This is a genomic window from Bacillus bruguierae, from assembly GCF_037104725.1.
Lineage (GTDB): Bacteria > Bacillota > Bacilli > Bacillales > Bacillaceae_G > Bacillus_A > Bacillus_A bruguierae.
The window spans coordinates 1-14,799 of record NZ_JBAWSX010000004.1; the positions used below are offsets into that span (position 1 = coordinate 1).

Annotated in this window: 13 protein-coding genes and 2 other annotated features; of the genes, 3 read left to right on the top strand and 10 right to left on the bottom strand. The window is 38.2% G+C overall.

From position 1 onward, the window contains the following. Positions 1-433 precede the first annotated feature (433 nt). On the top strand, positions 434-1,093 hold the full coding sequence (locus tag WAZ07_RS08740) for a suppressor of fused domain protein (RefSeq protein WP_336472118.1): 660 nt from the start codon (positions 434-436) through the stop codon (positions 1,091-1,093). 34 nt (positions 1,094-1,127) lie between these two features. On the opposite strand, the gene WAZ07_RS08745 is transcribed toward WAZ07_RS08740, so the two are convergent. The 3 genes from WAZ07_RS08745 to WAZ07_RS08755 form a co-directional block, all read right to left on the bottom strand. After that, positions 1,128-2,462: a CoA-disulfide reductase gene (locus tag WAZ07_RS08745; RefSeq protein ID WP_336472119.1), complete on the bottom strand. Its 1,335-nt coding sequence runs from the start codon at positions 2,460-2,462 to the stop codon at positions 1,128-1,130. A gap of 64 nt (positions 2,463-2,526) precedes the next feature. Next, positions 2,527-2,997 carry a GNAT family N-acetyltransferase gene (locus tag WAZ07_RS08750; RefSeq protein ID WP_336472120.1) on the bottom strand — a complete coding sequence of 157 codons (471 nt, stop codon included), beginning with the start codon at positions 2,995-2,997 and terminating at the stop codon, positions 2,527-2,529. 79 nt (positions 2,998-3,076) lie between these two features. Continuing rightward, positions 3,077-4,573: an L-lactate permease gene (locus WAZ07_RS08755; RefSeq protein ID WP_336472121.1), complete on the bottom strand. Its 1,497-nt coding sequence runs from the start codon at positions 4,571-4,573 to the stop codon at positions 3,077-3,079. Positions 4,574-4,897: 324 nt separating this feature from the next. On the opposite strand from WAZ07_RS08755, the gene WAZ07_RS08760 reads away from it, so the two are divergent. Further along, positions 4,898-5,455 (top strand): DUF4240 domain-containing protein, encoded by a 558-nt coding sequence (locus tag WAZ07_RS08760; protein ID WP_336472122.1) that lies wholly within the window; start codon positions 4,898-4,900, stop codon positions 5,453-5,455. Between the two features lie 159 nt (positions 5,456-5,614). Here the strand turns inward: WAZ07_RS08760 and trpA are convergent, their stop codons facing one another. The 7 genes from trpA to trpE are packed head-to-tail and all read right to left on the bottom strand — an operon-like array spanning position 5,615 to position 11,952. Then, complete coding sequence (gene trpA, locus WAZ07_RS08765) at positions 5,615-6,367, bottom strand: tryptophan synthase subunit alpha (RefSeq protein WP_336472123.1); 753 nt, start codon at positions 6,365-6,367, stop codon at positions 5,615-5,617. 3 nt (positions 6,368-6,370) lie between these two features. Continuing rightward, on the bottom strand, positions 6,371-7,564 hold the full coding sequence (gene trpB, locus WAZ07_RS08770; protein WP_336472124.1) for a tryptophan synthase subunit beta: 1,194 nt from the start codon (positions 7,562-7,564) through the stop codon (positions 6,371-6,373). Between the two features lie 2 nt (positions 7,565-7,566). Then, positions 7,567-8,169: a phosphoribosylanthranilate isomerase gene (locus tag WAZ07_RS08775; protein ID WP_336472125.1), complete on the bottom strand. Its 603-nt coding sequence runs from the start codon at positions 8,167-8,169 to the stop codon at positions 7,567-7,569. Then, entirely contained in the window at positions 8,166-8,927 is a 762-nt protein-coding gene (gene trpC, locus WAZ07_RS08780; RefSeq protein ID WP_090915123.1) for an indole-3-glycerol phosphate synthase TrpC, read from the bottom strand. The genes WAZ07_RS08775 and trpC overlap by 4 nt, the downstream gene beginning before the upstream one ends. Further along, positions 8,928-9,953 (bottom strand): anthranilate phosphoribosyltransferase, encoded by a 1,026-nt coding sequence (gene trpD / locus WAZ07_RS08785; RefSeq protein WP_336472126.1) that lies wholly within the window; start codon positions 9,951-9,953, stop codon positions 8,928-8,930. Beyond that, the gene (locus WAZ07_RS08790; protein ID WP_336472127.1) at positions 9,950-10,537 is read right to left on the bottom strand and encodes an anthranilate synthase component II; all 588 of its coding nucleotides are present in this window, start codon (positions 10,535-10,537) and stop codon (positions 9,950-9,952) included. Before WAZ07_RS08790 ends, trpD begins: the two co-directional genes overlap by 4 nt. After that, positions 10,534-11,952, bottom strand: a complete 1,419-nt coding sequence (trpE, locus tag WAZ07_RS08795; RefSeq protein WP_336472128.1) for an anthranilate synthase component I — start codon at positions 11,950-11,952, stop codon at positions 10,534-10,536. The genes WAZ07_RS08790 and trpE overlap by 4 nt, the downstream gene beginning before the upstream one ends. Before the next feature lie 51 nt (positions 11,953-12,003). Then, positions 12,004-12,238, bottom strand: a binding site (T-box leader). 41 nt (positions 12,239-12,279) lie between these two features. Beyond that, positions 12,280-12,518 (bottom strand) — a binding site (T-box leader). A gap of 305 nt (positions 12,519-12,823) precedes the next feature. Here trpE and putP point away from each other — a divergent pair. Next, positions 12,824-14,287, top strand: a complete 1,464-nt coding sequence (gene putP, locus WAZ07_RS08800) for a sodium/proline symporter PutP (protein ID WP_336472129.1) — start codon at positions 12,824-12,826, stop codon at positions 14,285-14,287. Positions 14,288-14,799: the final 512 nt, after the last annotated feature.

Genomic DNA, 14,799 nt, shown 5'->3' on the forward strand with positions numbered 1-14,799 from the left:
ATTCGTATTCTGCACGAACAAAGTATAATTGCGTAGTTTGTATCGATTTTATTAGCGGTAGGGACGCCGCGAATTCAAGGCTTTGGACATGAGCCGCTAGGCTTGTGGATGAATTAGCAATAAAAGAGAAAGTCTTTTGACTTTTGAAGCCCCCACTTCAAACAGACAGTAAGGTCGTTAAGTGGTGGGTAGTTCACGTGGACAGCCAAGTTTTATGGAAACATATGTTATAATCCACATATGATAGTTCTTTAACTAACAATGCAGTTTAGTTAAATAATACATATTTCATAAAATGGTTATTTGAATAGTTTTTCCTATAAGGTAAGAAGGAAATATAACCTAAGGCGAAAGAAGAGTAGTAGAAGTTAGCATTCTATTATTTTATCATTGTAATAACACGCACTTACCAAGATTAAGGAGGTAATCCGAATTGATTTTAGAAGAATATAAAAAACGTGCATCAGAGCAGGAAGATTGGGCACCAGGATGGGAAGCAATTGATGAGATCTTTGATAAACTTTATCCGAATCAGAAACCTCTACATTATGGGACAACATTTCATGAACGTTCCATTTTTGGGGGAGACCAATATTTAGACGGCTATAGTATTTATCAATCTCCAAATGGTTACAAGCATTTACTGACTTATGGAATGACGGAGCTTTACACAGATGAAGAAGCATTTGGTGGTAAATGGAGCCGTTGGGGTTATGAAATGACTATAAAACTGAAAGAGGATTCAAATGAGGATTGTATGTGGGCAATAGATATGCTATCTAATCTTGCTCGCTATACCTGCACACAGAAAAGGTTTTTTGAGCCAATGCAATTTGTGGCAGGGAATGGAACGTCTCTTCATATTGGCGTAGAATCTGCTATTACTGCTTTACTAGTTGTAAGTGATACTGAGGCAGAAGGAATTGACACTGTTCATGGTAGAGTGAATTTTATACAATTGGTCGGAATTACACAACAAGAATTAGAAGTGCTGAAAGAGGACTACACAAAAGCAGAGGTTCTTGTTAAAAATATGAAGAAAGATAATCCGTATTTAATTACAGATATGAAACGGATAAAATCTTATTTATAGTCAGAAATAAAGCATCTCTTGAAAAAAGAGATGCTTATTCCCCCCTTCTCGCTGCTTGCTGCAACGGATCCCATACGCTGTTGTATGGCGGAGAGTAACTTAAGTCCACGTCTTCTAAATCATGAATCGTCATTTTATGAAACAATGCCATCGCAAGTACATCTATTCGTTTATCTACGCCCTGCTCGCCAATTACTTGTCCGCCTAATAACTGTTTTGTGTCCGTACGATACAATAATTTTACGTGCAGTGGTTTCTTACTTGGATAATATCCTGCTATGTTTGTTGAATCTATTTTTACAACTTCATATGGTACTTGTAATTGCTCTGCTTCTTTTTCATTCAAACCTGTTCGGCCTAGTGTTATGTCCATGAATTTCATAATTGCTGTTCCGACAATCCCTTTAAACGCTCTGCGTTTATTCACCATGTTTAGTCCGGCAATTCTTCCTTGTTTGTTTGCCGTTGTTCCAAGCGGAATATGATCATGTTTTTCTTTTATAATATGGTACTGCGTAGCGCAGTCTCCTGCCGCATAAATGTCCTCTATATTCGTTTGCATATACGCGTTAACTTGGATAGCACCTTTTTGATTTTTAATGATCTTTGTTTCTTCTAGAAAATCAGTGTTCGGTTTAACTCCAACGGATACTAAAACAAGATCTGTTTCATACATTCCTTTCTCTGTCTCCACAAACTCAACTTGCTCTTTTCCTTGAAATGATTTCACATTTTCATTTGTAAGAATTTCAATGTTATGTTTTGTTGCTTCCTCATGAATGTATGCTGCCATATCCGCATCAAATACGGTACCTACATATTGATTCCGCTCAATCATACGAACCTTTTTCCCAAGCTCGACAAATGTTTCTGCCATTTCTATCCCGATTGCCCCGCCGCCTATAATAGTAACATGTTCAACCTTCTTATTCTGAAGCGTCTCCATAATTCGCTCTGCATCCGGAATCGTTTTTAATAGATGAACGCCCTGCAAATTACTGCCTTTCCAGTTCGGCATAACTGGACGCACTCCCGTTGCAATTAATAAACGATCATATTCATATTCGAATGGTTCTGATGTTTGCGTATGTATGCCATATACTTTTTTGCTCGCTGGATCTACACGTGTCACTTCATGATTCACTTTCGCATCAATATGATATTTATTCCGAAACGTATCAACGCTTCTAGCAATTAACTTTTCAGTAGAAGCAATGACCCCGCTAATCGCATAAGGAAGACCGCACTGCGCATATGAATAGATTTCGCCTTTTTCTAAAGTGATTACATTTGCTTCTTGATCATTACGGACAATTTGCATAGCAGCACTCATTCCAGCTGCATCTCCGCCTATAATAATGTATTTCATCGTATCACTCCTTCTATCGTTTACAATTCCCATCTTGTGCAGTTATCAATCATTATGGAGTTTTTTATCTCACTTCATCCTCCTTAAATGGTAACTTATATAAACATTCCCCCTCAACTGTTCTGCCTGTATCTTCAAAACCAATGCTTTCATACATCTGTTTTGCAACGATATTATTCGGTTCAAAAGATAGAAAAATTTCATGACAATTCGCATCTTTTGTCATCTCATCTATTACGTATAAAAGTGCCGTTTTCCCATACCCTTTTCCTTGGTATTTATGATCGATCATGAGCCTACATATTTCAAAAAAATGATGTTGTTCACAGTAGCCATACATCGTAAAACCAACCATCGTTTCATCATTGTATATTGCCTTTGTAATCCAACCTTTTTGAATTTTTGACTGGGCTAATGATAATGCATTTGAGGCTACAAACTCTTCGCAAACAAAGTGCTTATCTTCTTTATTTGTAGTTAAGAATATACACTCTATCCAATTCTCATTTGTAATATCTCTTAAATTTATAGTCATTCTACGCTCACTCTTTCTCTTTTTATGAAATTACTTATTTCTACAAACAAAAACACTCTCCGATAAGAGAAATGTTTCTTTACACAATAAAGTGCCACACGAAAACTTCTCCCACCACAATTAATACAGCCCCGAAAATCATAAGTGTCGTCTTCTTCAATAACTCATTTTCTCGAAATGGAATGTTACATAAATAAGCACCAAGCGTAATTCGCGATGGACAAGCAATGGTTGCAACAGACGAACTTGTATTTTGCACCGTTGTTACAAACTGCCACGGAAGCCCCACGTTCTGTGCTGTTTGCATTTGTAATTTCATAAACATCGCATTTGATCCTGCGTTACTTCCCGTTAAAAAACCACCCATACCACCGATAAATGGAGCAACGAAAACAAACATCATTCCAAAAATATGACCAGCAGCTTCCGCTAATAAGGCATGCATCCCTGCTGCACCCATTAGTTCTGAAATCGCAATAAACATGGTCGTTGTAATCGCAAAAGGAATCCATTGTTTCACCGTTTGCAATAATGACTGCTTTATTATAATAGAAGGAATCCGGAAGGAAATAATGGTAAATACACATGTAACCCCAAGCCAAAATCCTGGTGAATATAATAACTCAAGTTTGTAAGAATAAGATGGCAAGTTAATAACTGCATATGATTGTAGTGCACTATGAAACGACGGAATCAGACGAGAAAGCAAAATACAGACTGTTAAAAATAAATACGGGCTAATTATTTTTACAATAGAAACTTCTTGCTGCTTGGCAGCTGCATGTTCCGAATACACTTCTTTCTGCTGTTTTGCTGTCATTTTAATGATAATAAATCCAAATGTTATCGTTACAATCGCACTTAAAATCCCTGCTAATTCAACACTTACATATGTACTAGACAAATAGATGGAGAGCGAAAATAATAGAAAAAAACCAGTTGCTTCTTTCCATTTTTGCATTGCTGCAGCCCAGCCACCGACTATATATAATGAAAGAATGATAAAATACGCAAAAATTGGCACACTTAATAGCGCTGTACCAGAGCCAAGTTGTACTAAAGGCATATCAATAAGTCCTGAGCCAATAATCGTTCCTGTTGCCATTGCTCCCCATGAGCTTGCTAACAAACCAATAAACGAAAGTAAAACAGCTTGAAACGGCTTGTAACCGAGCGAAAGAAAAATAGGAGCAGCCACCATAAATCCAATTCCAAATCCACTTACTGATTCAATAAGAGGACAAATCCCAAAACACATGAGAAGCATTTGCAGTAAACGGTCATGTGTAACATGTTCCATAAAACGAGCAACTTGATCGATATACCCCATTTTATTCATAAGGTGAAATAAAAAAATACCAAAAAACAATACGTATCCAACGATAAAACAAATTAAAGCGCCTTTTATTGTTGCATGGGTAATCTCCCCTATTCGCAAGCGAAACACCGGTGATAGCAAGACAATTCCGCTGCACACAACATAAGAAATTATCGATGCTTTCAGCGATGTTTGCTTGAAGACAAATAAACAAATAAAAATCATCATGATTGGAATAAGAGCTAATAATACTGTCATACCATCATCTCATTTCTTGTAAGGTACAAATTGAAAAAACGTTATAAAACCTCTTTTCTTTTTAAAGGGGCGATAGCATCTGGCCATGCATAGCAGCGGTCAGAGCCTTTTTTTGCCACGGGCAAGGGTTAAAACAAAAAGAGAAAGCAAGTGCAGGGCATGGTTTTTCTTCATAGCAGCAACTTATATGTTAAAAAATATTATATAACATAAGACAGAATATTCAATTCATTTCATGTCAGTTTTTTATCCTATTCTTTATCTGATGAACTATTAAAAACATGCTACACTACAAACAACACCTTTTTTAGAGGAGCGATGGCAATGAACCAAGAACAATTTTGGCAACTGATTTCAGAAATGAATACAAAAGACGAAACAAGTGAATGGTTAGTTGAGCAATTAGCTGCAAAATCCGCAAATGAAATTGCAGATTATGAAATCCATCTTCAAACTGCTTTACAGCAATCTTACACATCCTCTTTATGGGCAGCTGCTTATATTATTTTAGGTGGATGCTCCGATGATTCATTTGATTACTTTAGAGGTTGGCTCATCGCATGTGGACAAGAAACATTTGAATCCGCTGTGCAAAACCCTGAAAATCTAGCAAACTTAATTCCTGCTTACTATGAAGAGGACGAACTCATTCCAGAATTTGAGGAAATGTTAAGTACTGGATTTGAAGCTTTCAGCCTAAAAGAAACAGGAGATACAGAGTGGGATAATGAAATATGGGAGAAATTCTCATCGTTACTTGATGAAAAAGGTTATGAGTCATTTGAACAAGGAATAAAATTTGACTGGGAAGAAGATGAGGACGAATTAGCTGAGCGCTTCCCAAAACTGTGGGAACGTTTTGGTGAAAATCCATTAGGTTAATATATGGAGCTGACTCAAAAGAGATGTAAATGTCTTTTGAATCAGCTCCTTGTTTATATGTCTCTAATATATCGATTGCTTTTTAGAATATATCGACCGTTTTTTAATATATGTCGGCGATTCGACATTATGTGCACTTGAGTTTTGCCGTTAACTCTTTTATTTCACCGCAGCAATCAGCTCACGAATCTCATCTCGCTTTTCGCTCTCTAACAGCTCAATGACTTTACTTCCGACAACTACTCCGTCGCATACTCGAGTCATTTCCTCTATTTGCTCCGCCTTCGATATACCAAATCCCGCAACAACCGGAAGCTGAACATGTGCTTTCACCTTTTCTAAGTAGGTGTGTAATTCTTGTGTGAAATCGCGGCGTACTCCCGTTACGCCCGCTACTGTGACAGCATAGACAAACCCTTGCGATTCACTTGTAATCTTTTTAATTCGTTCTATGGGGCTCGTTACTGTTACGAGTGGAATAAGCGCAATGTTTGCATCGTATAGCAGCGGTGTAATGATATCTTGTTCTTCATATGGGAGGTCTGGCACGATAATCCCATCAACGCCTGCTTCAATACAGCGCCCGGTAAAACGTTCTTTCCCAAATGCTAAAATAGGATTTAAATAGGTCATGAGTACAAATGGAACTTGTACTTCTCTTCTCACTTCCGCAAGCGCTTGAAAAATGTCTTCTAACGTTGTTCCATTTTCTAATGCTCGTTTTCCTGCCCTTTGAATCGTTGGTCCGTCTGCAACTGGATCGGAAAACGGGATTCCAATTTCAATAATGCTTGCCCCGGCTTCGTCTAAAAAGCGAATTTGTTCTTGTAAATCGCCATCTCCACCCATTACGTACGGGATGAATGCTTTTTTCCCATTTTGAAATGCTTTATTAATTCTTTCTACTCCCATCACTTACACCTCTTCCATATAACGTTTTATGCTTTCAACATCTTTATCGCCGCGTCCTGATAAACAAATAACAAGTCCCTCGTCTTTTTTCATAATTGGAGCTAGTTTAAGTGCATATGCCACAGCATGCGAGCTTTCTAGTGCCGGTATAATCCCTTCTTGTTTCGTTAATAGCTGAAAAGCATGAAGCGCTTCTTCATCTGTTATGGAGTGATACGATACACGACCAATGTCTTTTAATAAACTATGTTCCGGACCAACTCCCGGGTAATCAAGCCCTGCTGAAATGGAGTGCGCTTCTTGAATTTGCCCTTCTTCATTTTGCAAAATATACATCATCGATCCATGCAAAACGCCAACGCTTCCTTTCGTTAATGTTGCGGCATGCTTTTCTGTATGAATTCCCTTACCTGCTGCTTCTACGCCGTAAAGCGCAACTTCTTCATCTTGTACAAATGGATAAAACATCCCCATCGCATTACTGCCGCCGCCAATGCAAGCGACAACTGCTTCCGGTAATTTCCCCTCTAGCACTGCATATTGTTTCTTCGTTTCCGTTCCGATTACACTTTGGAAATCACGAACCATTTGCGGAAACGGATGCGGTCCAAGAACAGATCCCATAACATAGTGCGTATCATGTACATGTGAAACCCAGTAGCGAAGCGCCTCATTTACTGCATCTTTTAACGTCCCGCTTCCTGCTGCAACACTTTCTACTTTTGCTCCGAGCAGTTCCATTCGGAAAACATTTAGTTTTTGTCGGCGCACATCTTCTTCTCCCATAAAGATGACACATTCTAAACCAAGCAGTGCGCATACTGTTGCTGTTGCGACTCCATGCTGTCCAGCACCTGTTTCAGCGACAACTTTCTTCTTGCCCATTCGCACCGCAAGAAGCGCCTGCCCAATTGTGTTGTTAATTTTGTGAGCACCCGTATGATTTAAATCTTCACGCTTTAAATAAATTTTTGCACCGCCGCAATACTTCGTTAGATTTTCTGCAAAATAAAGCGGTGTTTCTCTGCCGACATACGTTTGTAAATAATGCTGTAATTGCTTTTGAAATGATTCATCTTGCATTGCCTCTTTATATGCTTCTTCTAATTCTAAAACAGACTGCATTAACGTTTCTGGAACATAACGCCCTCCGTATATGCCGTAATGACCTTTTTCATCTGGATATACATATTGCATAGTTAACACTCCTTCGCTTTTGTTATAAATTGTTTTATTTTCTCGATATCCTTTTTACCATTTGTCTCTACACCGCTGCTCACGTCAACCATATACGGCCGAACCATTGCAATTGCTTCTGCAATATTTTCAAGTTGTAATCCGCCAGCTAATATGCATTTTTTTTCAATCGGATTTGACCGCAATAACTCCCATGAAAATGTTTTTCCATTTCCGCCATGAAACTGCTCTTTCGGACTATCAAATAATATAAAATCAGTTTCATATTCCTCTGCTCGTTCTATATCTTCGCGCGAACTTACACCGATCGCCTTTATACACGGAATATTCAATCTTTTAATATGGTAATTTTGTTCATCCCCATGCAGTTGTACATGCGTTAAACCGCAATATGTTACAATATTCTGAATCACTTCAATTGATTCATTTACGAAAACGCCAACTTTCATTACATTCTCCGGGAGTTCTTCAATCATTTGTTTTGCCTGATCTGGCGTAATTTTCCGCTTACTTTTCGCAAATACAAACCCAATGGCATCTGCTCCGTATTCACAAACGATTTTTGCTGTTCTTATATCAGTAATCCCGCAAATCTTTACTTTCATATCGTCACCTGCAGTGATTGAAAAAAGTCTCCGACAGACGGTGCTGTCATGAACGCTTCTCCGACAAGAATTCCTTTTGCACCAGCTTTTTTGACACGTATAATATCCTCTTTCGTATGAATACCGCTTTCACTAATCCAAAGTACATTTTGTTCATTTAGCCGTTTCCCAAGCTGTTCTGTTATTCTTAAATCCACTTCAAATGTTTTCAAATTTCGATTATTTACCCCAATGACATCAGGATTGAGCTCTAATGCTGTTTCTAATTCCTCTTCATTATGAATCTCTACAATCGCTTCTAAGCCGAGCTCTTTTACGTACGTATATAGCGCAAATAATTTTTCTTTTGTTAATGCAGCAACAATAAGTAAAATGAGATTTGCTCCCGCATCATATGCCTGGTCAATTTGAATTCTATCAATAATAAAATCTTTACATAAAAGTGGTACATTCACATGGGCTCTTGCTGTTTCTAAATCGTGAAAAGAGCCCTTAAAAAATTGACTATCTGTTAAAACAGAGATTGCCCCTGCACCATTTGTTTCATAGAGCTCTGCTTGTTTAGCGACATCAACATGTAAGTTCATATCCCCTTTAGACGGTGAAGCACGTTTTATTTCTGCAATTACAGTAAACTTTTGCAGCGCTTCTACGAGAGAATATGATGTACGTTTTTTCTTTGCTGGGATATACGTTTCATATAACACCGCTACTTCTTTCTTTTTTTGCTCAATAATTTTCGTTAAAATCGTTTCCATTTAGTTCACCCTCTCTAGCTTTTGATGACTCTCAGCAATTAATAGATTTAGTTTCTCCAGCGCCCTTCCCGAATCAATACTATAAGCCGCTAAGCGAATGCCCTCTTCAATTGTCACTGCTTTTCCGTTTGCAAAAAGAGCAAGCCCTGCATTGAATAACACTGTATCACGGTATACGCTCTCTTCTCCGCGCAGCACATTTAATGTAATATTGGCATTTTCCTTTGCATCTCCGCCTCTAATCGCTTCGTTTTTCACACGTGAAAATCCATACTCTTCTGGAGAAACACTTACTTCCATAATGTTGTTATCTTTTAAAATTGCTACGTGATTTTCTCCTTGTAAAGATGCCTCATCTAAAAATCCACTGCCATTTACAACAATTGCTCTTTTTCTGCCAAGCTTTTGCAAGACTTCCGCTACAGGAAATAACATCTCACGTTTGTAAATACCGACGAACTGTGTTTCTAAGTCAATTGGATTTGTAAGTGGTCCGATTACATTAAAGATTGTTGGAACATTTAATTCCTTTCTTACTTTCATAATGCGGCGCAGTGCTGGATGCATCGCCGGTGCAAATAGAAAGGCAATCCCAACGTTCTCTAACAAATAATCAATTTGCTTTGGCGAACACGCTATGTTCACCCCGAGTTCTTCTAATAAATCTGCACTTCCCGTTTTACTAGAAACAGCGCGGTTTCCATGTTTCGCAATCTTTACGCCTGCACCGGCAAGTACGAAAGCTGATGTTGTACTCACATTAAACGTTTGCGCCCCGTCTCCTCCTGTTCCGCAATTGTCCATCGCATTTGCAATATGATTAGAAAATGGCAATGCTTTTTCACGAAGGGCGCGAACAAGGCCGTATATTTCATCCGCTGTTTCCCCCTTTGCCTTTAACAACGCTAAAAAGGCTGCAATCTCACTTTCTAAAATATCTTCGTTTAATAAGCTAATACCCGCTTCATACATTTCATGTTCCGTTAAATCTTGCCCTTCTACTAATTTTCGAAGATAACTGTTCATACTCTCTCCCCCTCTTTCACATTAGATAAAAATGCCCGTATTAATTTATCACCTTCTTCAGTTGCAATGGATTCCGGGTGAAACTGTAATCCAAAAAGCGGATAGTAATGATGACGAACTGCCATGATTTCTCCATCATCCATCGCTGTCGCTAATACATCAAAACAACTAGGAAGATTGCGCTGCCTTGCTACGAGTGAATGATAGCGCATCGCTGTCAGCGGCTGTTTTACATATGAGAATATCGATGTGCCATTATGTTTTACAAGCGACGTTTTCCCATGTTTGATCTTTTCTGCCTGCACAACTTCTCCGCCAAAAGCAGTAACAATCGCTTGATGTCCTAGACAAATACCGAGAATCGGAACTGTTTTATAAAAATGCCCAATCACATTCATACAAACCCCTGCATCTTCCGGCCTTCCAGGTCCTGGTGAAAGAATAATTGCTTTTGGCTTCATGTCCACTAGTTCCTCAATTGTCACTTCATCGTTACGCACTACAACAATATGTTCTGTATGATGACCTAACAATTGATACAAGTTATATGTGAATGAATCATAGTTATCAATTAAGACAATCATTTCATTACCTCCAAGAGCGCTTTTGCTTTATTTAGCGTTTCTTCATATTCAGCCGCAGGGTTCGAATCATACACAACGCCAGCGCCCGCCTGTACATATGCTTTCTTATCTTTTATAACCATCGTTCGTATCGCAAGTGCCATATCCATATTGCCTGAAAATGAAATATACCCAACAGCTCCGGCATACACATTTCGCTTTTCTATTTCTAATTCGTTTATAATTTCCATTGCTCTAATTTTAGGAGCTCCCGATACAGTTCCTGCTGGTAAGCAATATGCTAATGCATCAAAACAATTCACCTTTTTTCGCAATGTTCCGTAAACTTCAGATACAATATGCATAACATGGGAATATTTCTCGATTTTCATATATTTATCTAAATGTACAGAACCGATCTCACTCACCCGGCCAATATCATTTCTTCCTAAATCAATAAGCATCATATGTTCTGCCCGTTCCTTCTCGTTTGCAAGCAGTTCCTTCGCTATCTTTTCATCCTCTTCTTTTGTTTTTCCGCGCGGCCTTGTTCCGGCAATTGGATTTGTCATCACCTTTTCATCTCGTACAGAAAGCAAACTTTCTGGTGAAGAGCCAAGTACGACGTAATCTTGAAAATCAATATAAAACATATAAGGAGATGGATTCGCGGTGCGAAGACGGCGATATAACGCAAATGGATCTCCTGTAAAATCACTTTGCAAACGCTGTGATAATACAACTTGAAAGATATCCCCTGCCCGAATATATTCCTTTGCCTGTTCAACCATTTTGTAAAACCTTTCTTCTGTTACAGAAGATGTAAATGATACAGAAGCACACAGCGCTTTCACCTGCTCCTCTGATTCATGCAGCAATTTTTGCTTATACGTTTGCAGTTGTTCATAAACCTCTTCATACGAGTCCGTATCGCCGCTGCGATATACATATACAAATGATAGCTTTTGCCTTACATGATCGTATACGACAAACATGCGGTAAAGCAGCACATGTACTTCTGGAATATTTAAAGGGTCAGAGAGCATCTCTCCAATATCTTCATATTGCCGAATAACATCATACCCAATATAGCCAACCGCTCCCCCGCAAAATGGGAATGGACTCTCAACCTTCTCTAATGCAAGAACACTTTCTAGCTCCTTTAATACGTTTCCGTTTACCTTTTTTAGCGCACCATTTATCATAATCTCTACTGTCTTACCAATACTTTTTATTTCGCCGTAAGGATTACATCCTAAATAGGAATAACGACCTTTATCTTGATGAAGCTGCGAACTTTCGAGTAGAAATTTTTTCTCACCTGTAGTGCGGCGATATAGCGCAATCGGTGTCACGCTATCCCCTTCTTCTTCTTGAATAATAAGAAAGGTTTTCCCTTGCTTTTTTTGTATTATAAATTGATCTTTCGTTATCATCACTGTCACCTCTTTTCCTAAAATAAAAAAGTCCCCTGCATATGGAAATATGCAGAGGACGATAAAATTACCGCGGTACCACCTCTTGTTGGATGCAAAGCATCCCGCTTTTTCAAGTACAATATTATACCCTATCCTTGTAACGGCGGAACCCGGGTTGCCTACTTACAGTTCAGCATACCTCTCGTAAGCCCATTCCGCATATGGCACCGCACCGGGCTCTCACCTATCCCCGGCTCTCTGGAACGTCTCCAATATACGTACTCTTCTTACTCATCGATTTATCATATTCATTTTTTCTATACAAAAAGGGAGTACTCATCCTATAAAAAGGACGGGTACTCCCGTGGTGCCACCTTAATTCGTTACAAAAGTAACGCACTTTTCCGTATCAAAATACAATACGTGTCTCTTGTAACGATGAGATCCTTTCGCCAAAGCCTACTTCTTTCGTTTCGGTTTGGAAGCTCCGAAGCCCATTCCATATTACTTTCATACTGATTCGCACCAACCATCAGCTCTCTGACATGTCCATAATACGTACTCTTCTTCATCAACGCTTGCATTTTTAAATTTGAAATCATTATATGCTTTTCTTTTTTTGGAAGTCAATACTTTTCAAAAAAATATTTTTATCTATATATTAAATATTATATTGACAAAATAACTCATTTTTATGTAAAAATAATAAATACTCTATAAAAATAGTTATACACTACCCAAAAATCTTTATATTAGTAAAATAATATATCTTCTAAATACACCCATATTTCTGAAAATTCATATTTAGAAGATAGATTTTTACACATAACCATGTTAGATTATAATTATGTAACGCATCAAAAGATACTACTTAGGAAAGGGGACTAACATGAACACACAGATTTTAATTTCTATTTCGATCTATATGATCGGGATGTTAGTAATTGGCTATATTGCCTACAAACGAACATCAAACTTAACAGATTATATGCTTGGCGGGCGTACATTAGGTCCCGCAGTAACAGCACTAAGTGCAGGCGCTGCTGATATGAGCGGATGGCTGTTAATGGGGTTACCCGGTGCGATGTTTGCAACAGGTCTAAGCAGCAGTTGGATTGCGATCGGCTTAACACTCGGCGCTTATGCAAACTGGCTATACATCGCTCCTCGCTTACGTACCTACTCTGAACTTGCAAACAATTCAATTACAATTCCAGAATTTTTAGAACATCGTTTCCATGATAAATCTCATATGCTACGCCTTGTTTCCGGACTTGTTATTATGATTTTCTTTACATTTTATGTAGCTTCGGGATTAGTTTCAGGTGCTGTTCTATTTCGTAATACATTTGGAATGGACTATCATATGGGACTTTTCATCGTTGCCGCTGTTGTTGTAGCTTATACGTTATTTGGCGGGTTCTTAGCTGTAAGTTGGACAGACTTCGTGCAAGGGATTATTATGGTCGTTGCACTCGTTTTAGTTCCAATTGTAACAATTATGAATGTAAATGGCCTTGGACCAGCATTTCATACAATTCAATCTATTGATCCAAACTTATTAAATATCTTTAAAGGTACTTCTGTACTCGGCATTATTTCCTTATTTGCTTGGGGTCTTGGTTATATTGGACAACCTCATATTATCGTTCGCTTTATGGCGATTTCATCTGTAAAAGAATTAAAAAGTGCTCGCCGCATCGGCATGAGCTGGATGATTTTCTCTATCGTCGGCGCTATGTTTACTGGACTAATCGGGATTGCATATTATGCTGACATGGGCAAAAAATTAGCAGATCCAGAAACGGTTTTCATTGAACTTGGAACAATTTTATTCCATCCACTTATTACTGGTTTCTTACTAGCTGCTATTTTAGCAGCAATTATGAGTACAATTTCTTCACAGCTTCTTGTTACATCAAGTGCGGTAACAGAAGATTTATACCGAACATTTTTCCGCCGCTCTGCAACGGACCGCGAACTTGTTTTTGTGGGACGTATGGCCGTTCTTATTATTGCTCTAGTAGCAAGCGGACTTGCCTTTAAACAAAATGACACAATCCTAGCACTTGTTGGTTACGCTTGGGCAGGTTTCGGTTCTTCATTTGGACCAGTTGTTTTATTAAGCTTGTACTGGAAGCGAATGACGAAATGGGGCGCTCTTGCTGGTATGATCGCTGGTGCAACAACCGTTATCGTGTGGACACAATTTAAGTTTTTAAAAGATATGCTATATGAAATGATTCCTGGTTTTGCTGCGAGCTTACTCGTTATTATTATTGTAAGCCTATTAACAAAGCCATCAGAAGATGTTCAAAAAGAATTTGAAGAGTTCGAAAAAATAGCTTCTTAATAAAAAACAATCCCTGCTTTTATACAATAGAAGCAGGGATTGTTTTTTATATTAATCCATTTTAATTTTTCAACATGCAAATCACTGCTATGCAGAACAAACAGTGACCGCTACTTGCTTTCTCCCTTTGTTTTACACTTTGCACGTGGTAGGAAAAGGCCCTGACCACTTCTATGCACGGCCAGATGCTCTCGCCCACCTGAAAAGAAAGGAGTTTTTTATGTCAGTTTTTCAATTTGTATTTACATATTATTGTACTGAATTTTCTGTAAATTAACAAATTCTTTATATTACCTTAAATTATTTCTAACATTCTTTGTATATAGTATAACTAAGAACATGATACAGAAGGACTAAATCAATGTTACAAATTAATATCCAAACAAAAGAGAAACACCTAAAAAGAGTAAATGCAAGAAAAAGTGGACTAAAGTGGAGATTTAGAGGGTTGTATTTCCTATGAATGACCACACATGAATACTTTTGTGCATATTTTTTGAAGGAGGACATTT